The sequence below is a fragment of the Pseudomonas sp. TCU-HL1 genome, from assembly GCF_001708505.1.
Taxonomy (GTDB): domain Bacteria; phylum Pseudomonadota; class Gammaproteobacteria; order Pseudomonadales; family Pseudomonadaceae; genus Metapseudomonas.
In genome coordinates this window covers 5,667,169-5,686,222 of record NZ_CP015992.1, presented here as the reverse complement: position 1 = coordinate 5,686,222, position 19,054 = coordinate 5,667,169, and the positions used below count along the sequence as shown (strand labels likewise).

Annotated in this window: 17 protein-coding genes and 1 riboswitch; of the genes, 9 read left to right on the top strand and 8 right to left on the bottom strand. The window is 65.3% G+C overall.

Annotation, left to right across the window (positions count from 1 at the left end; all coding sequences use genetic code 11):
• The first annotated feature begins 5 nt into the window (after positions 1–5).
• Positions 6–1,211 carry an acyl-CoA dehydrogenase family protein gene (locus THL1_RS26060; RefSeq protein WP_069085946.1) on the top strand — a complete coding sequence of 402 codons (1,206 nt, stop codon included), beginning with the start codon at positions 6–8 and terminating at the stop codon, positions 1,209–1,211.
• Positions 1,212–1,257: 46 nt separating this feature from the next.
• Here THL1_RS26060 and THL1_RS26055 read toward each other — a convergent pair whose 3' ends face one another.
• The 4 genes from THL1_RS26055 to THL1_RS26040 all read right to left on the bottom strand — a co-directional run bounded on the left by THL1_RS26055 (position 1,258) and on the right by THL1_RS26040 (position 4,578).
• Positions 1,258–2,163 (bottom strand): metal ABC transporter ATPase, encoded by a 906-nt coding sequence (locus THL1_RS26055; RefSeq protein WP_069085945.1) that lies wholly within the window; start codon positions 2,161–2,163, stop codon positions 1,258–1,260.
• Positions 2,164–2,189: 26 nt separating this feature from the next.
• On the bottom strand, positions 2,190–2,999 hold the full coding sequence (locus THL1_RS26050; RefSeq protein WP_069085944.1) for an aldo/keto reductase: 810 nt from the start codon (positions 2,997–2,999) through the stop codon (positions 2,190–2,192).
• On the bottom strand, positions 2,996–4,171 hold the full coding sequence (locus THL1_RS26045; protein WP_069085943.1) for an NAD(P)/FAD-dependent oxidoreductase: 1,176 nt from the start codon (positions 4,169–4,171) through the stop codon (positions 2,996–2,998). Before THL1_RS26045 ends, THL1_RS26050 begins: the two co-directional genes overlap by 4 nt.
• A 74-nt stretch (positions 4,172–4,245) precedes the next feature.
• Positions 4,246–4,578 carry a DMT family transporter gene (locus THL1_RS26040; RefSeq protein ID WP_069085942.1) on the bottom strand — a complete coding sequence of 111 codons (333 nt, stop codon included), beginning with the start codon at positions 4,576–4,578 and terminating at the stop codon, positions 4,246–4,248.
• A gap of 91 nt (positions 4,579–4,669) precedes the next feature.
• Here THL1_RS26040 and THL1_RS26035 point away from each other — a divergent pair, with 91 nt between their 5' ends.
• Together THL1_RS26035 and waaA are read left to right on the top strand one after the other, a co-directional pair.
• The gene (locus THL1_RS26035; RefSeq protein ID WP_069086638.1) at positions 4,670–5,554 is read left to right on the top strand and encodes a LysR family transcriptional regulator; all 885 of its coding nucleotides are present in this window, start codon (positions 4,670–4,672) and stop codon (positions 5,552–5,554) included.
• Positions 5,555–5,590: 36 nt separating this feature from the next.
• Entirely contained in the window at positions 5,591–6,862 is a 1,272-nt protein-coding gene (waaA, locus tag THL1_RS26030; RefSeq protein ID WP_069085941.1) for a lipid IV(A) 3-deoxy-D-manno-octulosonic acid transferase, read from the top strand.
• A gap of 140 nt (positions 6,863–7,002) precedes the next feature.
• On the opposite strand, the gene THL1_RS26025 is transcribed toward waaA, so the two are convergent.
• Positions 7,003–7,623 carry a cupin domain-containing protein gene (locus tag THL1_RS26025; protein ID WP_414703714.1) on the bottom strand — a complete coding sequence of 207 codons (621 nt, stop codon included), beginning with the start codon at positions 7,621–7,623 and terminating at the stop codon, positions 7,003–7,005.
• Positions 7,624–7,688: 65 nt separating this feature from the next.
• On the bottom strand, positions 7,689–9,644 hold the full coding sequence (locus tag THL1_RS26020) for an FAD-dependent oxidoreductase (RefSeq protein ID WP_069085939.1): 1,956 nt from the start codon (positions 9,642–9,644) through the stop codon (positions 7,689–7,691).
• 158 nt (positions 9,645–9,802) lie between these two features.
• Between THL1_RS26020 and THL1_RS26015 the strand changes: the two genes are divergently transcribed.
• A complete protein-coding gene (locus THL1_RS26015) occupies positions 9,803–10,903 on the top strand; it encodes an ABC transporter substrate-binding protein (RefSeq protein WP_237234749.1) in 1,101 nt (366 codons plus the stop codon).
• 55 nt (positions 10,904–10,958) lie between these two features.
• On the opposite strand, the gene THL1_RS26010 is transcribed toward THL1_RS26015, so the two are convergent.
• The gene (locus THL1_RS26010) at positions 10,959–12,398 is read right to left on the bottom strand and encodes a TolC family outer membrane protein (protein WP_069085938.1); all 1,440 of its coding nucleotides are present in this window, start codon (positions 12,396–12,398) and stop codon (positions 10,959–10,961) included.
• A gap of 220 nt (positions 12,399–12,618) precedes the next feature.
• A riboswitch (TPP riboswitch) is annotated at positions 12,619–12,725 on the top strand.
• 89 nt (positions 12,726–12,814) lie between these two features.
• Between THL1_RS26010 and thiC the strand changes: the two genes are divergently transcribed.
• Positions 12,815–14,698, top strand: a complete 1,884-nt coding sequence (gene thiC, locus THL1_RS26005) for a phosphomethylpyrimidine synthase ThiC (RefSeq protein WP_069085937.1) — start codon at positions 12,815–12,817, stop codon at positions 14,696–14,698.
• A gap of 125 nt (positions 14,699–14,823) precedes the next feature.
• The gene (cytX, locus tag THL1_RS26000; RefSeq protein ID WP_069085936.1) at positions 14,824–16,125 is read left to right on the top strand and encodes a putative hydroxymethylpyrimidine transporter CytX; all 1,302 of its coding nucleotides are present in this window, start codon (positions 14,824–14,826) and stop codon (positions 16,123–16,125) included.
• On the opposite strand, the gene THL1_RS25995 is transcribed toward cytX, so the two are convergent.
• Entirely contained in the window at positions 16,082–16,831 is a 750-nt protein-coding gene (locus tag THL1_RS25995; RefSeq protein WP_069085935.1) for a DUF3298 and DUF4163 domain-containing protein, read from the bottom strand. The genes cytX and THL1_RS25995 overlap by 44 nt on opposite strands.
• Positions 16,832–17,017: 186 nt before the next feature.
• Here THL1_RS25995 and THL1_RS25990 point away from each other — a divergent pair, with 186 nt between their 5' ends.
• The 3 genes from THL1_RS25990 to cpdA all read left to right on the top strand — a co-directional run bounded on the left by THL1_RS25990 (position 17,018) and on the right by cpdA (position 19,007).
• The gene (locus THL1_RS25990) at positions 17,018–17,635 is read left to right on the top strand and encodes an NUDIX domain-containing protein (protein ID WP_069085934.1); all 618 of its coding nucleotides are present in this window, start codon (positions 17,018–17,020) and stop codon (positions 17,633–17,635) included.
• Positions 17,626–18,081: a DUF1249 domain-containing protein gene (locus tag THL1_RS25985; protein WP_069085933.1), complete on the top strand. Its 456-nt coding sequence runs from the start codon at positions 17,626–17,628 to the stop codon at positions 18,079–18,081. The genes THL1_RS25990 and THL1_RS25985 overlap by 10 nt, the downstream gene beginning before the upstream one ends.
• A gap of 110 nt (positions 18,082–18,191) precedes the next feature.
• Positions 18,192–19,007: a 3',5'-cyclic-AMP phosphodiesterase gene (cpdA, locus tag THL1_RS25980; RefSeq protein WP_069085932.1), complete on the top strand. Its 816-nt coding sequence runs from the start codon at positions 18,192–18,194 to the stop codon at positions 19,005–19,007.
• Positions 19,008–19,054: the final 47 nt, after the last annotated feature.

Genomic DNA, 19,054 nt, shown 5'->3' with positions numbered 1-19,054 from the left:
GCAGCATGAACCTGGAAATCCCGAAGAAATTCCACGGCCTGAGCAATCAGGCCCATCAGGTGGCGGCGCAGTACTTCCGCCCGCTCTCGCGCAAGTACGACAAGGCCGAACATGCCTATCCCTGCGAGCTCGATCTGCTCGCCGCCCTGCTGGACGGCATGAACGCCGGCTCCCCGGAAGCCGTGGGCGCCGGCTCGGCGAGCAAACGTGGCGTCGGGGCAGAGGAGGGTGTGCGCAATGGCGGCAACCTGTCCGCGCTGCTGGGTGTGATGGAGCTGAGCTGGGGCGATGTCGGTCTGCTGCTGGCCATGCCGCGCCAGGGGCTGGGCAACGCCGCGATTGCCGCGGTAGCCAACGAAGAACAGCTCAAGCGCTTCCGGGGCACCTGGGCAGCCATGGCGATCACCGAGCCCGGTTGCGGTTCGGACTCGGCGGCCATTCGTACCACGGCGGTCAAAGATGGCGAGCATTACGTGCTCAACGGCGAGAAGATCTTCGTCACCTCCGGCGAGCGGGCCGATGCGGTGGTGGTCTGGGCGACCCTGGACCGCAACCTGGGTCGTGCCGCCATCAAATCCTTCGTGGTGGAAAAGGGCACGCCGGGCATGACGGTGACGCGCCTGGAGAAGAAGCTCGGCATCAAGGCCTCGGACACTGCGTCCATCAGCTTCAGCGACTGCCGGGTACCGGCCGCCAACCTGCTGGGCAGCGCCGAGATCGATGTGGACAAGGGCTTTGCCGGGGTGATGGAGACCTTCGACAACACCCGTCCGCTGGTGGCCGGGATGGCGGTAGGCGTGGCCAAGGCCGCGCTCGACCGGACGCGCGAACTCCTGGGCAAGGCCGGATGTCGCTTCGACTATCGAACGCCACTGCTGGCCGTGCGCCATGCCGAAGCGACGCTCTATCGCCTGGAAGCCGAGTGGGAAGCCGCGCGGCTGCTGACCCTGAAGGCGGCCTGGATGGCCGACAACCGCCTGCCCAACTCCAAGGAGGCCTCCATCGCCAAGGCCAAGGCCGGGCGAGTGGCCAACGAAGTCACCCTGACGTGCGCGGAACTGGTCGGTGCCCTGGGCTATGGCGAGGATGAACTGCTGGAAAAGTGGGCGCGAGACTCGAAGATCCTCGACATCTTCGAAGGCACCCAGCAGATCCAGTTGTTGATCGTGGCACGGCGCGTGCTGGGCAAGAACTCCAACGAGCTGAAGTAATCAGCGCCAACTCATCGGCGCCGGGGCGCCCTGTGCGCCCCGGCGTTCAGCAGGCCATCTTTTTTCCCAGCGGGCGGGCCGTCCCTACCCGCGCCAGCCAGTCCCGCCAGCGCACGCGCTCATCACGCACGAGCCAGCCGTCCTGCTCGGCGAAGCTTTCGGAGAGCCAGACGCCGCGGGTGCTGGCGCTCTTGAACTCGCCATTGCGTACGGTAAGCAGGTCGCCCGTCGGCTGCCCCTGATGCAGCGGCAGCAGATAGATATCCGGACGGCGCCGTTCCAGGCAGGCCACCAGTTCGCCGTCCTGCAGCACCTCGTCCACGTGGAACAGACTGATCTGGTGGCAGTCCCGTGGCAGGTCCAGGCGCAGGTCGTAAACCAGTTGCAGGGAGGCGGTCGGCAGATGGACGTAAGCGTCGGGGCGCTCCAGAAGGGTCAACTTGCCATTGCGCACGGGGCGCGCAGCGCCGGACAGGGGGCTCAGGCGGAAGTCGTTGGTCTCGCGGTAATGCAGCTGTCGTTGGTAGGGCGTGGGTAGCCAGGTGTCTGCGAAGCGCCCGGCCAGCCAGCCTTCCGGGGTTTCGATCAGGCACTCCTCGGCCACTTCCTGGATGGCCGTGAGCAGCGGCAGGTTCAGTTCGTGGGCCGGGACATAGCCGGAAATCAGCTTGAGCACGGTGTCGCCGCGATCCTGCCGACGCTGGCGCACCAGCAGCCAGTAGTCACGACCCTGGAGATTCAGTGTCAGCCGCACCGACACGCCCAGGTTAGCCAGCTCCACGGCAAAGCGCTGGCTGTCGTTCACCTGGACCGGGCGGCGCCGCTCCAGCATCTGGGTGAAGTTCAACGGTCGGCCCAGGCTCTGGTAGTTCAGGGCATCGGCGCTGGCTTCGACATGCAGCGGAAGGGTCTTGAACGCGCTGGGGTCCTTGCGGGCGAGGATTCGCGGCATGTCGGCTCCTTCTGGGTAGGGGTCGGCTAGCAACGGCCTCCGATCACTGCGGCGGCCGTCGCGACATTATGGGACAGATGCAGCGGATTGATGGTCCCGATTATCGCGCTGGTCACCCCAGGGTGACCGAAGATCAGTTCGAAGCTGGCGCGCACCGGATCAACGCCTGCGTCCAGGCAGACATGGCCGCTGGCCAGGCCTTTCTTGATCAGGATGCCTTTGTTTTGTTGCAACGCACGGTCAATGACCGGCTTTTCGCCCTGCTCATTGAGGTTGTAGGTGACCATAGCGCAGTCGCCTTGCTCCAGGGCCAGCAGGCCGCCGTCCACGGTTTTGCCGGACAGGCCGAAGGCGCGGATCTTGCCGGCGTGCTTCAGCTCGGCGAGCGTCTCGTAGACGCCACTCTCCCGCAGGATGGCCAGGTCGTTGCCGTCGGAGTGCACCAGTACCAGATCGATGTAGTCGGTTTCCAGGCGTTTCAGGCTGCGTTCGACGGAGAAGCGCGTGTGATCGGGACTGAAGTCGAAGCGCGACAGCCCATTCTCGAACTCTTCGCCTACCTTGCTGACAATCACCCAATCCTGGCGCTTGCCACGCAGCAGCGGGCCCAGGCGTTCCTCGCTGCGGCCGTATGCGGGCGCGGTGTCGATCAGGTTGATGCCGAGGTCGCGGGCCAGTGCCAGCAACTGGCGGGCTTCGACGTCGTCGGGGATGGTGAAGCCGCTGGGGTACTTCACGCCCTGGTCACGTCCGAGTTTCACGGTGCCCAGGCCCAGCGGGGAAACTATCAGGCCGGTACCGCCCAAGGGGCGATGGCAATCGTGCAGGCTGTTCATCCGAGCAGTTCCTCCCAAACCGGTTGAGCCACCGGAGGACGGGGCAGGGCGGGCAGCGGCGGGTTCGCGCCCGGGCGCACGCCATCACGCTCGAAGGCGGCCAGTACGCGGTCGGCGAAATCCGGTGCCAGGGCGAGTTTGGTCGGCCAGCCCACCAACAGGCGGCCCTGATCGCTGAGGAAGGCGTTGTCTGGACGCACCAGGCCAGACTGCGCCGGCTCGGCACGGTCCACCCGCAGGGTTGCCCACTGGGCGGCGGAGAGGTCGACCCAGGGAAGCAGGTGGCGCAGTTCCTGTTCGGCGGCGGCGATCTGTTCCGCTTCGTTGCGTGCCACGCCGTCCGCTTCCGCGATGTCGCCGCCCAGATACCAGACCCACTGGCCGTCGGCGGCCGGGTGGCTGGTGACGGTGATGCGGGGTTTTGGTCCGCCGCCCAGGCAGTGGGCGTAGAGGGGTTTCAGGCTGGGCGCCTTGACCATCACCATATGCAGCGGGCGCAGCTGCATGGCGGGCTGGCTCAGCCCCAGGGCTTCGAGCAGCGCCTGGTTGCCGGCGCCGGCGCTGAGGACGATGCGCTGGGCGCGAACTGCACGGCCGTCAAGGCGCAGGCCGGTGAGTTGGCCATCCTCCAACAGGGGTTCGATTGTCCGTGCGGCCAGCAGCCCGTCGCCCGCCAGCTCCGCGAGACGGCTGATCAGGCTGGGAACATCCAGAACCAGTTCGGCCAGACGATAGACCTTGCCCTTGAACCTGGGATGCTGCAGCGCTGGCGGCAGATCGCTGCCCTTGACCTGGTCGACGCGGCCGCGCACCGCCTTGCTGGCGAAGAAACTGGTGAGATTGCCGGCCAGGGTGCCGGGCGACCAGAGATAGTGGGCCTCGGAAAGCAGGCGCACGCCGGCGAGGTCCAGCTCACCGTTACCGGCCAGTGCCTCGCGCCAGCGGCGGGGCATGTCGGCGATGGCCTCGGAGGCGCCGGTCAGGGCGCCGTGCAGGGCGTACTTGGCGCCACCGTGGATGATCCCCTGGGACCGCACGCTCTGCCCGCCGCCGAGGCTGGCGTTTTCTACCAGCAGGGTGGCGAAGCCTTGCTTGCGCAGGCGGGCGTTGAGCCAGAGGCCGGCGATGCCGCCGCCCAGGATGAGAACGTCGGTGGAGAGGGATTCGGCCATGTGCGGAAGGCGCCTCGAAAAAAACAGGGGCGCAGTATAGCGCCCCTGTTCGTGAAGCAGCGGGAAGAGCCGGTTCAATGCCCCGTGCTGTTCGAGAACAGCTGGATCACCACCACGCCGGAGACGATCAGGCCCATGCCCAGCACGGCCGGCGTGTCCAGCCGCTGCTGGTAGAGCACCAGGGCGGCGACGCTCACCAGCACGATGCCGAGCCCCGCCCAGATGGCATAGGCGATGCCCACGGGAATGCTGCGCACCACCATCGTGAGCATCCAGAAGGCGATGGCGTAGCCGCCGATCACCAGAATCAGGGGCAAGGGCTTGTTGAAACCGTCGATGGCCTTCATCGAGGTGGTGGCGACCACTTCGGCAGCAATGGCGATAGCGAGATAGATGTAGCCGGTCATGATCGGTCCTCCTGTGCGATGGGCGGATTCTAAGCTTCCTGATGATGGGATAAAGTCATTACCTATCTGTAATAGAGATAGGCAATTGACCATGCAATGGAACCTGGAGCAGATCCGTTTGTTCGTCGGTGTGGCGGAGAGTCAGTCCTTTTCAGCGGTGGCGCGAAAGTTGCGGCGTGCCCAGTCGGCCGTCAGCAGTGGCATCGCCCTGCTGGAGGATGATCTCGGGGTGCAGTTGTTCGAGCGCAGCAGCGGACGGCAGCCGCGCCTGACGATGGCGGGCACCGCCTTGCTGGAAGAAGCGCGCGAAGTGCTTCGCCAGTGCCAGCGCCTGGAAGGCAAGGCACAGGGATTGGCGAAGGGCGAAGAGGCCCGGTTGCGCCTGGCCCAGGACGAGGCCATGCCCTATCAGCCGGTGCTGGCCAGCCTGGAAGCGCTGGGCACGGCCTTCCCGATGCTGGAAGTGCAGCTTGCCGCCAGCGCCCAGGGGGAGGTCGCGCGAAAGCTGCTGGAGCGCCGAGCCGATCTGGGGCTGTTGTTTCACCATGAGCAGATGCCCGACGCCCTGGAACGCCAGCGCCTGGGCACCATCGAAATGGTCACGGTCTGTGGTGCCAGCCACGCCCTGGCCACGCGGACGTACGCCGACCGCCGTGAACTGGGGCGCCACCGGCAGATCCTGATGTCGCCCCAGGACAGCCATTACCCTGGCGGTGAGCAACTCGGTCCGCAGGTCTGGCGGGCCGACAGCTTCTATGTGATGGCCGAACTGCTGATGCGTGGACTGGGCTGGGCCTGGCTGCCGCGCCATGTGGCCCAGTACCCGGGATACCAGGGGCAATTGGTGGAATTGCGCAGCGACTGGACGCCGCCTTCGCTGGTGGTTGAACTGGTCTGCCGCCGTGACGAAGCCCTGGGACCGGCGGCGCTCTGGCTGGCGGACAGCCTCGCCGAGCACCTGCAAGCCATGGGCTAGTGCGATTGACGCTGACTCACGCTAAGCTCCGCGCCCATGAATCGCACCCTCTATACCTTGTTGTTCCATCTTGGTCTTCCGCTGGTGGCCCTGCGCCTCGCCTGGCGAGCCTGGCGCGCGCCGGCCTATGCCCGGCGCGTAGGCGAACGCTTCGCTTTCGGCCTGCCTGACATCCGGCCCGGAGGCATCTGGGTCCACGCCGTGTCGGTAGGCGAGAGCATTGCCGCCGCGCCCATGGTCCGCGCCCTGCTGGAGCGTCACCCGGGCCTGCCGATCACCATCACCTGCATGACTCCCACAGGCTCGGAGCGTATCCGTGCGCTGTTCGGCGACCGGGTGCAGCATTGCTACCTGCCGTATGACCTGCCCTGGGCTGCGGCGCGCTTTCTGGGACACGTACGGCCGAAGCTAGCGGTGATCATGGAAACCGAGCTCTGGCCGAACCACATCCACCAGTGCGCCCGGCGTGGTATTCCGGTGGTGCTGGCCAATGCCCGGCTGTCCGAGCGCTCGGCTCGTGGCTATGCGCGCTTCGGCAAGCTCACGGCGCCCATGCTGGCCGAACTGAGCTGGATTGCGGTGCAGACCGAGGCCGAAGCCGAGCGCTTCCGTCGACTCGGTGCGCACCCTGAATGCGTGACGGTAACCGGGTCGATCAAGTACGACCTGCGCATCGACCCGGCCCTGCTGCAGGGCGCCAGTGAGCTGCGCAGCCAGTGGGGCGCCGAGGCCCGACCAGTGTGGATTGCCGCCAGCACCCATGCCGGGGAGGACGAAATCATCCTTGCCGCCCACAAGGCCCTGCTGAAGCAACGGCCCGACGCGTTGCTGATCCTGGTACCGCGCCATCCGGAGCGCTTCGGTCCGGTGTTCGAACTCTGCCGCCGCGAAGGGCTGGCGACCGTGCGCCGTTCCACGGGTGAGCCGGTGAGTGCGAGCGACGCGGTGCTGTTGGGCGACACCATGGGCGAGCTGCTCTTTCTCTATGCCCTGGCCGATATCGCCTTTGTCGGCGGTAGCCTGGTAGCCAATGGCGGCCACAACCTGCTGGAGCCGGCGGCCCTGGGCAAACCGGTACTCTCGGGGGCGCACCTGTTCAACTTCCTCGAAATCGCCGCGCAACTGCGCGACGCCGGCGCCTTGGTCGAGGTGGCCGATGCCCATGAGTTGACGACCCAGGTGGGGGGGCTCTGGAGCGAGCCGAAGCGTTCTATGGCCATGCACGATGCCGGCCTGGACGTGCTCAAGGCCAACCAGGGGGCGCTGGAGCGGTTGTTGGGCGGGATTGCGCGGCTGCTACAGCGCTGATGAGCGATCTGTAGGAGCGAATTCATTCGCGATGCAGCCCGCAGGGCTGCCCCTGAGGTTCATCGGGGCCTGCCGCGCAGCCCTATCGCGAATGAATTCGCTCCCACAGGAATATTCCCCAAAGAAATCCGGGCGTTGGCTTAGAACGTCGGCGGGGTGATCACCCACAGCACCAGCGTGTCCTTATCGCCGGGGTTGCCGTAGCGGTGCGGTTCCTGGCTGGAGAAGCTGAAACTGTCGCCTTCCTGCAGGCGGAAGTGCCGCTCGCCGACCCAGAGTTCGAATTCGCCGCTGAGCACATAGCCGGCTTCCTCGCCTTCGTGGCTGTAGCTCTCTTCGCTGTAGGTGCCCGGTGGGAAGCGCGAGTGGAGCATTTCCAGCTGGCGCAGGGGGTGCGGGCTGAGCAGTTCGTCGGTGATGCCGTCTTCGTAGTGCAGGCTGGTGCGGGCATTGCGCCGCACCACGTAGCCCCGGTCGGCTTCGCTGGTGGGGGCCTCGCTGGCGAAGAACCACTGGATGGTCACGCCCAGGCTGCGGGCGATGTTGAACAGCGCCGGAATCGAGGGGTACGCCAGGTTGCGTTCCAACTGGCTGATATAGCCGGCGGTGAGCTTGCTCTGCTCGGCCAGTTCGCTGAGGGTCATGCCCCGGCGTTTGCGCAGTGCGCGGATGCGCGTGCCGAGGAACTGGCTCTCGGCGTTGGCGTTCGGCGATGGCAGGCTGGGGCTCATGGCTCCCTCCAAGGGACAGGATCGCGGCATTGTATTGCAGCCGCGATCACCGGCGACACTCAGGGCCTGCAGCGCTCGGAATTGTGGTCAGGCTTTCAGATATCCCAGGCCAGCTTCAATCCTTCGTAAATGGCCTCTTCGACGGTTCTCGGCGCCAGGCAGTCGCCGATCCGGTGGAATTCCACCAAGCCTTCCAGCTCGTGGCCCAGGTCATCCACCGGTTCATGGCCCTGGCAGAGCACCAGGGTGTCCACGTCCTCGAACAACATGGGTTCGCTGCAAGCGGAGTGCATCATGTACACGGTGCTGTCGTCGCAGCCATAGAGGCGCGCGTAGGGCGTCACCGGAATCCCCAGCTTGTGCAGCTCGCCGGCCATCTGGTCGCGCACATACAGGGGGAGGCTCTCGCCGCAGTGGGTGCCATTCACGGCCAGGCGCACCTGATGGCCGTTGCGTGCCAGGCGTTCGGCGATACCGGGAGCGATCCAGTCGCCACGCCAGTCGGTCACCAGCACCGAACGGCCCGGTTTCACCTCGTCGCGCAGCACCTGCCAGGCGTCCACCACCTGCAGCTCGCCGCCGCGCTCGAACGGCGGCCAGTAGGGCTTGGCGCCGGTGGCGATGATCACCAGGTCGGGGCGTTCCTGTTCCACCCGTGCGCGGTCGACGCGGACATTGCGCACGACCCGCACGCCGGCCAGTTCCATCTCCCGCTGGAGGTTGGTGGAGGCGCCGCCGAACTCTGCCCGTCGAGGCAGCAACTGCGCTAGCAGGACCTGGCCGCCAAGCTGGTTGCCAGCCTCGTAGAGGGTCACCTCATGCCCACGCCCAGCCGCGACCGCTGCTGCTTTCATGCCGGCAGGGCCGCCGCCCACCACCATTACTCGTTTGCGACGGGAAGCCGGTCTGGTCTGGCCATAGGTCAATTCGCGACCGGTTTCCGGGTGCTGGATACAGGAAATGGGGTAACCCCGGTGGAAGTGACCAATGCAGGCCTGGTTGCAGGCGATGCAGGCGCGCACGTCGTCGCTGCGGCCGCCGACGGCCTTGTTCGGCATCTGCGGGTCGCAGATGAGCGCGCGGGTCATGCCGCAGACGTCGGCCTGGCCGCGGGCAAGTATGGCTTCGGCTTCCTGGGGCTGGTTGATCCGGCCGGTGACGAACAGCGGAATGTCCAGGCGCGCCTTGAAGGTGCCGGCGGTGGGAGCCAGGTAGGCGGCCTCGATGGCCATGGGCGGCACGATATGAATGGCACCGCCGAGGGAGGCTGATGTACCGGCGACCAGGTGCACGTAGTCCAGCTGCTCTTGCAGGGCAAGGACGGCAGTCAGGGATTCGTCTTCGGTCAGGCCTTCCGGATCGCGTTCGTCGGCGGAGATGCGCAGTCCGACGATGAAGTCCTCCGAACAGTGGCTGCGCACGGCCTGGATCACTTCGCGAAGGAAGCGCAGGCGCGCGTCGAGGTCGCCGTTGTAGCCGTCGTCGCGGCGGTTCACGCGCGGGTTGATGAACTGGGCTGGCAGGTAGCCGTGGCTGGCGACGATTTCCACGCCATCCAGTCCGGCTTCGCAAAGGCGCCGGGCGGCGGCGCCATAGCCGGCGACTATCTCGTCGATCATCGCCTGGTCGAGGGCGCGCGGCATGACGCGGAAGCGTTCGTTCGGCGAGGCCGAGGCAGACCAGGCCACCGCCAACAGCCCATCGCTGGACTCCATGATTTCCCGGCCCGGGTGAAACACCTGGGACAGCACCACGGTGCCCTCGGCATGGCAGGCCTCGGCGAGGCGCCGATAGCCTTCGATGCAGGCGTCGTCTGTGGCCATCAGCACATGGGAGGTGTAGCGCGCGCTGTCATGCACGCCGGCCACCTGTAACACGATCAGGCCCACACCGCCTTCGGCGCGGGCACGGTGGTAGGCAATAAGCTGGTCGTTCACCCGGTTGTCGGCGGGCATCGAGGTGTCGTGCCCGCTGGACATGATGCGGTTCTTCAAACGCTTGCCACGTATTTCAAGGGGCTCGAAGAGGTGCGGGAAGGTGGCGCTGGACATGGAGGCTCCTGAGGACCTGGCGGTCCCGCTTGTACTTGTTGTGTCATGGAAATTTACCTTGAGTAAAAAATCAACTTGTTTTTTTACTTTGGTCTGGCTTAGCTTCGAGTCAGCCCGATTCGGGCAGGCTTCATGACAACAACAAGAGGAGAAGCACCATGCGGCAGTCTTTCGTCCCTCACCTGAAGATCGGTTCACCCCCTGATTCCCCTCCAGTCTCAAATTGCGCGGCCCGCCTGCTGGCAGGGCTGGCGCTTGCCTGCAGCCTGGGAAACGTCCAGGCGAACGACAGCATGGTGGTGGTGGGCTACGGCGGAGCAGGGCAGAAGGCCCTGAGCGACGCCTTCTTCAAGCCCTTCGCCAAGGCCAGCGGAGCGCCACTGACGGAGGGCGAGTACAACGGCGAGATGGCTCGTATCAAGGTGATGGTCGATACCGGCAGCGTCGACTGGGACCTGGTGGAGATCGAGGCGCCGGACCTGGTGCGCGGCTGCGAGGAAGGCATGTTCGAGCGCCTGGACTGGCAGCGCATAGACGGCGCCGACCAGTTGATAGCCGATGCGGCCCAGGAGTGCGGTTCGGCCACCATGGTATGGAGCGTGGCACTGGCCTATGACGCCGGAAAGCTGGCTGAAGCGCCGAAATCCTGGGCGGATTTCTGGGATGTGCAGCGTTTCCCCGGCAAGCGCGGGCTGCGCAAGCGCGCCGTTTACAACCTGGAGTTCGCCCTGCTGGCCGATGGCGTCAGGCGCGAGGATGTCTACAAGGTTCTGGCAACGCCAGCAGGCGTGGAGAGGGCCTTCGCCAAGCTGGACCAGCTCAAGCCCCATATCCAGTGGTGGGAAGCAGGGGCACAGCCCGTGCAATGGCTGGCGGCAGGCGATGTCACCATGACCTCGGTCTACAGCGGGCGCATCGCTGCGGCACATCAGGAGGGCAACAATTTTGCCGTGGTGTGGCCGGATAGCCTCTACGGCATGGACTACTGGGCGATCATCAAGGGCTCGAAACACGTCGATCGTGCCCACCAACTGATCGCCTTCATCAACAAGGCCGACAACCAGGCCGACTACGTCAAGCGAATCCCCTACGGACCGGTCAACCAGCAGACCTTCGATCGCCTCGACCCGGCGCTGACCGGCTGGCTGCCCAGCGCGCCGGAGAACATGGAGCAGGCGCTGGCCATGGATGTGGAGTTCTGGACCGACCACGGCGAGGACCTGGAGCAGCGCTTCAACGCCTGGGCGGCGAAGAAGTAGGGGCGCAAACGAAAAAGCCCGGCATTCGTGCCGGGCTTCTTCGTTTCTGGCGGACTCAGTACTCCGGGTCGCCGCGCAATTCGGCTTCCGCCGCCTTGGCCAGATCCGGGGGAAGGAAGTCCTTGTCCGGGTCGTAGTCAGGCTTGAGGAAGCCGGCGAGGGATTCGAGATCGCCCGGGCTCAGGGTGCCGGCGGCCTGCTTCAGGCGCAGGTTGTCGAGGATGTAGTCGTAGCGGGCGTTGTTGTAGTCACGCACCGAGCTGTACAGCTGGCGCTGGGCGTCCAGCACGTCGACGATGTTGCGGGTGCCCACCTGGTAGCCGATTTCGGTGGCTTCCAGGGCGCTCTGGTTGGAGATGATCGACTGCTTGCGAGCCTTCACCTGTTCCACGTCGGTGTTCACAGCGCGGTGGAAGTTACGGGTGTTCTGCACCACATTGCGGCGCAGGCTTTCGCGCTGCTGCTCGGTCTGGGAAAGGCGCTGGTAGGACTCGCGTACCTGGGAGCTGGTCAGGCCGCCGCTGTAGATCGGGATGTTCAGCTGCAGGCCGATGCTGCGCTGTTCCACGTCACTGCCGAAGGTCTGGGTGCTGCTGCCGGTGTTGCTGAAGCCGAGGCTGTCGTTGTCGCCCTTCTGGTAGCTGGCCACGGCGTCCAGGGTCGGCGCATGGCCGGCCTTGCGCTGGCGCAGGGTCTCTTCGGCGGCATCGACGGCGTAGTTGGCAGCCTGCAGGTTCAGGTTCTGCTGGGCGGCGGTATCGACCCAGGCCTTGGCGTCGTTGGGCGCCGGAACCACCACCGGGAGGGTGTGAAGAATGCCTTCGATCGAGGCGTACTCGCGGTTGGTCAGGGTCACCATGGCCTGGAAGGCGTCCTCGACGTTGCGCTCGGCGATCATCCGGTTGGCGCGGGCGGTGTCGTAGCCCGCCTGGGCTTCGAGCACGTCGGTCTTGTCCGACAGGCCGACATCGAAGCGTTCATTGGCCTGGTCCAGCTGGCGTTTGAACGCAGCTTCTTCGGCCTTGGTCGAGGCCAGGTTGTCCTGGGCGCGCAGGACGGCGAAATAGGTTTCGGCGGTCTGCAGGATCAGGTTCTGCTGGGTCGCCGAGAAGTCCAGGGCAGCCTGCTCGGTGGTGGACTCGGCGGCCTTGAGCTGGAACCAGCGGTCGGCGCGGAAGATCGGTTGGCTCAGGGTTGCCTGGTAGGCGATGCCACTGCGCGAGAAGGTGCTGGAGGGTTCGTCCAGCTTTGTGCGGGTGTCGTTCGCCGTGGCGCCGCCATTGATCTGCGGCAGCAGACCGGAGCGGGCCTGGGGTACCGCTTCGCGTTGCGCTTCATAATTGGCGCGGGCGGCGGCGAGGTCGGCGTTGTTGTCGACGGCGTCCTTGTAGACGGTCACGAGGTCCGTCTTGGCTGACAGGGGGGCATCTTCGGCCCAGGCATTTCCGGCAAAGGCGGATGCCACGGCGATGGCCAGCGAGAGTCTGCGCAGCATGATCAATCCTGGATTCATGAGGGGTCGGGCAAGGCTACGGGGCCGCTGGGGGCCGGGTCAAGACGCCCCGCCGGCGGCCTGAGTGTAGTTTGCGACAAGCTATGTTGCCTGCCTGCAACAATCGAAATTTCCAGCAGGTTGTGTGTCACTTGCCGACGCGTTGGTCACATTATTCTGACCACCGGGTTGGTTTTCTCCGTCGAGCTTGTTTAGACTGCGCGAGTTCTTGTCGGGGTGCCTCGAATCGGAGGCTGAGATCGGAGAGTTCCGGATCCCGTTGAACCTGATCAGGTTAAGGCCTGCGTAGGGAACAAGATGTGCCTCCCCAGCCCGAATTCCGGGAGGCCCCTCTCGGCACCAGCCCCCGGTGCACTCTGCTTCAGGTTCGCTCCGACATCTTCCCCAGGAGCCAGCCGATGACCGCAAAACAACAAAAGAACCTGAGCGAAAGCGCCCAGGTTGACCAGCAATCCATCCAGCCTTTCCCCCGTTCGCAGAAAGTCCATGTGCAGGGCTCCCGCCCGGATATCCGCGTGCCCATGCGCGAGATCAGCCTGGATGTGACCCCCACCGCTTTCGGTGGCGAGATCAATGCCCCGGTCACCGTCTATGACACCTCCGGCCCCTACACCGACCCGAACGTCAGCATCGACGTACGCAAGGGCCTGGCCGACGTGCGCTCCCCCTGGATCGATGACCGCAACGACACCGAACGCCTGCCCGGCCTGAGCTCCGAGTTCGGCCAGCGTCGCCTGGCGGATGCTGAACTGTCGGCCATGCGCTTTGCCCATGTGCGTAACCCGCGCCGCGCCAAGGCTGGGCAGAATGTCACCCAGATGCACTACGCGAAGAAGGGCATCATCACGCCCGAGATGGAATACGTTGCCATCCGCGAAAACATGAAGCTGGCCGAGGCCCGTGCCGCCGGCCTGCTGAAGGAGCAGCACCCGGGCCAGAGCTTCGGCGCCAGCATCCCGAAAGAAATCACCCCCGAGTTCGTCCGCGAGGAAATCGCTCGCGGCCGCGCCATCATCCCGGCCAACATCAACCACGTGGAGCTGGAGCCGATGATCATCGGCCGCAACTTCCTGGTGAAGATCAACGGCAACATCGGCAACTCGGCCCTGGGTTCCTCCATCGAAGAAGAAGTGGCCAAGCTGACCTGGGGTATCCGCTGGGGTTCGGACACCGTGATGGACCTGTCCACCGGCAAGCACATCCATGAAACCCGCGAGTGGATCATCCGCAACTCGCCGGTACCGATCGGTACCGTGCCGGTCTACCAGGCCCTGGAAAAGGTCGGTGGCATCGCCGAAGACCTGACCTGGGAGCTGTTCCGCGACACCCTGATCGAACAGGCCGAACAGGGTGTGGACTACTTCACCATCCACGCCGGCGTGCTGCTGCGCTACGTACCGCTGACCGCCAAGCGCGTCACTGGCATCGTCTCCCGTGGCGGCTCGATCATGGCCAAGTGGTGCCTGGCGCATCACAAGGAGAATTTCCTCTACACCCACTTCGAGGAAATCTGCGAAATCATGAAGGCCTACGACGTCAGCTTCTCGCTGGGCGACGGCCTGCGTCCTGGCTCCATCGCCGATGCCAACGACGCCGCGCAGTTCGGTGAGCTGGAAACCCTCGGCGAGCTGACCAAGATCGCCTGGAAGCATGACGTGCAGACCATGATCGAGGGGCCTGGCCACGTGCCGATGCACCTGATCAAGGAAAACATGGACAAGCAGTTGGAGTGCTGCGACGAGGCGCCGTTCTACACCCTCGGCCCGCTGACCACCGACATCGCGCCGGGTTACGACCACATCACCTCCGGCATCGGTGCCGCGATGATCGGCTGGTTCGGTTGCGCCATGCTCTGCTACGTGACGCCGAAGGAACACCTGGGCCTGCCGAACAAGGATGACGTGAAGACCGGCATCATCACCTACAAGATCGCCGCCCATGCGGCTGACCTCGCCAAGGGCCATCCCGGCGCGCAGATCCGCGACAACGCCCTGTCCAAGGCGCGCTTCGAGTTCCGCTGGGAGGACCAGTTCAACCTCGGCCTGGACCCGGACACCGCGCGTGCCTTCCACGACGAGACCCTGCCGAAGGATTCGGCCAAGGTGGCGCACTTCTGCTCCATGTGCGGGCCGAAGTTCTGCTCGATGAAGATCACCCAGGAAGTGCGCGATTACGCCAAGGAAAACGGCCTGACCGACGAACAGAAGGCCATCGAGGCCGGCTTCGCCGAGCAGTCCGGGCGTTTCAAGGACGAGGGGTCGGTGATCTACAAACAAGTGTGAGCGTCAGCTTTGGAACTATGAACAGGCACTGACCTGTCATCCCCACGCTGGAAGCCGGGCCTCGTGCCCGGCTTTCCGGTTTGTGGATAACTCGATAACAACAGTCCATCAGGGCATCTGCCAACGTGAACACTCCGTCCAGTTATTCGCCGTCCATCCCGGTCGCCTTCGATCAACGCGTTCTCGGCACGCGCGACCTGTTTTCCCTCTGGTTCTCCCTCGGCCTCGGCCTGATGGTCCTGCAGACCGGCGCCTTGCTGGCACCTGGGCTGGGCACCAGCGACGCGCTGCTGGCCATCCTGCTCGGCACCGGCGTCGGCGTGCTGCTGCTGGGCTCTGCCGCGATGATCGGCAGTGACACGGGGCTGGCCGCCATGGCCTCGATGAAGCTCAGCCTGGGTTCGGCCGGCGCGAGCCTGCCGGCCTTCCTCAACCTGCTGCAACTGGTGGGTTGGGGCGCCTTCGAGATCATCGTGATGCGTGACGCCGCCAGTCTGCTGGTCGCCCGTGGCCTGGGCGGCGACAGCCTGTGGACCTCGCCGACACTGTGGACTCTGGTATTCGGCGCCTTGGCCACGCTGCTGGCGGTGGCCGGTCCGCTGGCGTTCGTGCGCCGTATCCTGCGTCGCTGGGGCATCTGGCTGTTGCTTGGCGCCTGCGTCTGGTTGAGCTGGGACCTGCTGCGTCGCGCCGACCTGCCGGCCCTGATGTCGCGCGCCGGCGACGGTTCGATGTCCTTCGCGCTGGGTTTCGACATCGCCATTGCCATGCCGCTGTCCTGGCTGCCGTTGATCGCCGACTACTCACGTTTCGGCCGTCGCGGTGGCGGCGTGTTCATCGGCTCGGCGCTGGGCTTCTTTGTCGGCTGTCTTTGGCTGATGGGGTTGGGCGTGGCTTACACCCTGGCCTTTGCCGAGGGCAGCGACGTCAATGCGCTGCTGCTGGCGCTGGCGGGTGCCGGCATGGGCATCCCGCTGCTGCTGATCCTGCTGGACGAGTCGGAAAAGGCCTTTGCCGATATCCACTCGGCGGCGGTGTCCAGCGGCATTCTGCTGCCGCTGAAGGTCGAGCAACTGGCCCTGGCCATCGGCGTGCTCTGCACCCTGATCGCCTGGTTCGCGCCGCTGGCCGAGTATCAGAACTTCCTGCTGCTGATCGGTTCGGTGTTCGCACCGCTGTTCGGTGTGGTGCTGGTCGATCACTTCGTCCTTCGCCGTCGCCGCGCCGAGCTGGCGCCGCGTGTGGCGTTGCGCTGGGATACCCTGCTGGCCTGGGCCTGCGGTGTGGCCATCTACCACCTGTTGGCCAACCGCTGGCCGGAGCTGGGTGCAACCCTGCCAGCGTTGCTGGCGGCCGGCGGGTTGCAGTTCCTGCTGGGGCGCTTCATCCGCGTCCAGGGAAATACTGGGGCTTCAGTATTCCGTTGAGTTGCGGGTAGGGGATGCGAATCTCCGGGTGGCCGCTGGAATAGGGCGCGATGCTGTAGACGTCGTACTTGAGCAGCATGGCGCCGTAGCCGAGGCCTACGTTGGCGGTGCGCTCGAACGGCCAGGTCTTGATGAAGTCGGGGTCCTGGTCGAGCTTGTTGGTTGCCAGCCAGCGACGGTGAGCCTGCTCGGCGACCTTCCAGAAGGCGTCCTCCTGGCCGGGCAGCAGCATGTCGCCGAGGCTCAGCGGCTTCTCCAGCTTGCGGTCGTAATTGATGAAGCCGCGCCCCGGCATGCCGTGGGCGCCACCGGTGAAGAGGTAGCTGGACAGCTCCACCAGCACCAGCTTGTCGTGCTGCTCCAGCACCTTCGCCTGCAGGTAGCTGCTCCAGCCGGGTTCGGCGCTGGCGAGGAAGTCCCGCTCGTAGGACTCCAGTGACGCCGGTAGCGGTGCGCCCGGGGCGTCCTGGGTCATCTGCCGCAGGCGTTTGTCGATCAGGGCGTTGAGCTGCGGTTCGCCTTCGAAGCTGATGGTGTCGATGTTCACCAGCGGGCAGGTTTCGCCCTGGCAGCCGGGTTTCAGGTGTTCCCAGGCGCGGCGCTGCGGCTCCAGCTTGTCGCTACTGCCGGGGAACATCTGGCAGGCGCTGAGCAGGATGCCAAGGCTGGCGACGGCGAGGAGTCTGGCGAGAAATGGCGGCTTCATCTTCGGGGGCGTATTCCGGAAAAAGTGCAGGCTTCGACTGCCATCTTGGCGATGAGTTCGGGCGGGGTGGGCAGCCGTTTGCCGTGCATCTTCCCAGCCTGGAGCCCATCTGCAAAGAGGCTGCGCGGTGGGCGACCAAGGCGTAGGATGCGCGGATCGAAGCCGCCCTCTGCAAGTGAGTCTCCCATGACCGAAACCGTCAAGCCGGCCCCGGACGCCGTCGATCTGATCGAACGAGAAACCTGTTTCCAGGGTTTCTACCGCCTGGATCGCCTGAGCCTGCGCCACCAGTTGTTCTCCGGCGACATGGGGCCGGTCATCCATCGGGAACTCTTCGTCCGCCATGATGCGGTCTGCGTTCTCCCCTATGATCCGCAGCGGGATGCGGTGGTGCTGATCGAACAGTTTCGCGTTGGCGCGTACGGCAAGAGCGAGAGTCCCTGGCTGCTGGAGCTGGTGGCCGGGCTGATCGACAAGGATGAGGAGCCGGAAGAGGTCGCCCGTCGGGAAGCCGTCGAAGAAGCCGATCTGCAGTTGACTTCGCTCTGGCCGATCACCACCTACTATCCTTCACCAGGGGGCTCCAACGAACGTGTCCATCTGTTCCTCGGGCGCTGCGACAGCAGCGGTGCGGGCGGTGTGCACGGGCTGGCGGAGGAGGGCGAGGACATCCGCGTGCACGTGCTGCCGCTGGAGGACGCCCTGGCCCTGATGCGTGAAGGGCGGCTGGACAATGCCGCCAGCATGCTGGCCCTGCAGTGGCTGGCGTTGAACCGTACCGAAGTCAGGGGGTTGTGGACGTGAATCTGTTGCGCGATCGCTACCGGGTCGACCTCGTCGGGCTGCAAGCAGCCTGTGAGGCAAACTACGCGCGCCTCATGCGTCTGCTGCCGCAGATGCGCGAGGTGCCTGGTGCCCGCCGCGTCGCGCTCAGCCAGGGCGAGCGCCTGCTCGGCGTGCTGGCCCTGGAAGTGGTCGAGGCCTGCCCCTACACCACCACCTTGCACGTGCGCCAGGAGCTCAGCCTGCCCTGGTTGCCGTCACCGCAGCTGGAGGTGCGGGTCTACCATGACGCGCGCATGGCGGAAGTGGTCGGTGCCGAGAATGCACGGCGCATTCGCAGCGTGTATCCCTATCCCAACGCTGACATGCATCAGCCTGACGAGAAGAGCCAGCTCAACCTGTTCCTCGGTGAATGGCTGAGTCACTGCCTGGCGTGTGGCCACGAGCTGGAACCGGTTGTCCTCTAGTCGCGCCCGGCAATTCCGCAACCTCTATCTGTGAACCATTCCCGCTTCGCGGGTTTACCCGTTACGCGCGCAGCAACCATAATCGGAACATTCCACCCTAGGAGAAGACCTTGCCCAGTCCACTCCCCCCTGCCGCTGACGAGTCGGTGCTGCTGGTACAGCTCTCCGACAGCCACCTGTTCGCCGAAGCGGACGGCAAGCTGCTGGGCATGGATACCCGCGACAGCCTGCTGCGGGTGATCGACCGGGTGCTCGAGGAGCAGCCGCGCGTCGACCTGGTGCTGGCCACCGGCGATCTGTCCCAGGACGGTTCAGCCGAGTCCTACCACTGTTTCCGCGAGCTGGTTGCACGCATACCCGCACCGGCCCGCTGGTTCCCGGGCAATCACGATGAAGTCCCGGTGATGCGCGAAGTCTGTGCAGGCACATCGGCACTAGAACCCATCGTCGACTTCCCCCATTGGCGGCTGGTGCTGCTGGATTCCACCATCGCCGGAGCCGTGCCCGGGCATTTCCCCGTCGAGCAGCTGGAGTTGCTGGAGCAGGCGCTTGATGGGGCGGGCGATCGCCATGTACTGGTCAGCTTCCACCACCACCCGGTGCCCATCGGCTGCACCTGGATGGACCCGATCGGCGTGCGCAATGCCGACGGGCTGTTTGCCGTGCTCGACCGTTACCCGAACGTGCGCGCGCTGCTCTGGGGTCATGTCCACCAGGAGTTCGACCAATTCCGCAACGGCGTACGCCTGCTGGCTTCCCCCTCGACCTGTGTGCAATTCGCGCCGGGCAGCGAGGACTTCTGCGTTGGTAGCGAGGCGCCGGGCTACCGCTGGCTGCGTCTGCAGCGAGACGGCAGCCTGGACACCGGCGTTTCGCGAGTGATCGGCATCACCTTCGAAGTGGATTACAGCGTCAAGGGTTATTGACCTTCGCGCCGTGGCACGGCAAGAAGTACAACTCTCCCTCGACCTGC

Bases quoted from the DNA above. Each gene is read 5' to 3' on its own strand.
- THL1_RS26060 (WP_069085946.1), top strand. From the start codon at position 6: ATGAACCTGGAAATCCCGAAGAAATTCCACGGCCTGAGCAATCAGGCC.
- THL1_RS26055 (WP_069085945.1), bottom strand. From the start codon at position 2,163: ATGCCGCGAATCCTCGCCCGCAAGGACCCCAGCGCGTTCAAGACCCTT.
- THL1_RS26050 (WP_069085944.1), bottom strand. From the start codon at position 2,999: ATGAACAGCCTGCACGATTGCCATCGCCCCTTGGGCGGTACCGGCCTG.
- THL1_RS26045 (WP_069085943.1), bottom strand. From the start codon at position 4,171: ATGGCCGAATCCCTCTCCACCGACGTTCTCATCCTGGGCGGCGGCATC.
- THL1_RS26040 (WP_069085942.1), bottom strand. From the start codon at position 4,578: ATGACCGGCTACATCTATCTCGCTATCGCCATTGCTGCCGAAGTGGTC.
- THL1_RS26035 (WP_069086638.1), top strand. From the start codon at position 4,670: ATGCAATGGAACCTGGAGCAGATCCGTTTGTTCGTCGGTGTGGCGGAG.
- waaA (WP_069085941.1), top strand. From the start codon at position 5,591: ATGAATCGCACCCTCTATACCTTGTTGTTCCATCTTGGTCTTCCGCTG.
- THL1_RS26025 (WP_414703714.1), bottom strand. From the start codon at position 7,623: ATGCCGCGATCCTGTCCCTTGGAGGGAGCCATGAGCCCCAGCCTGCCA.
- THL1_RS26020 (WP_069085939.1), bottom strand. From the start codon at position 9,644: ATGTCCAGCGCCACCTTCCCGCACCTCTTCGAGCCCCTTGAAATACGT.
- THL1_RS26015 (WP_237234749.1), top strand. From the start codon at position 9,803: ATGCGGCAGTCTTTCGTCCCTCACCTGAAGATCGGTTCACCCCCTGAT.
- THL1_RS26010 (WP_069085938.1), bottom strand. From the start codon at position 12,398: ATGCTGCGCAGACTCTCGCTGGCCATCGCCGTGGCATCCGCCTTTGCC.
- thiC (WP_069085937.1), top strand. From the start codon at position 12,815: ATGACCGCAAAACAACAAAAGAACCTGAGCGAAAGCGCCCAGGTTGAC.
- THL1_RS25995 (WP_069085935.1), bottom strand. From the start codon at position 16,831: ATGAAGCCGCCATTTCTCGCCAGACTCCTCGCCGTCGCCAGCCTTGGC.
- THL1_RS25990 (WP_069085934.1), top strand. From the start codon at position 17,018: ATGACCGAAACCGTCAAGCCGGCCCCGGACGCCGTCGATCTGATCGAA.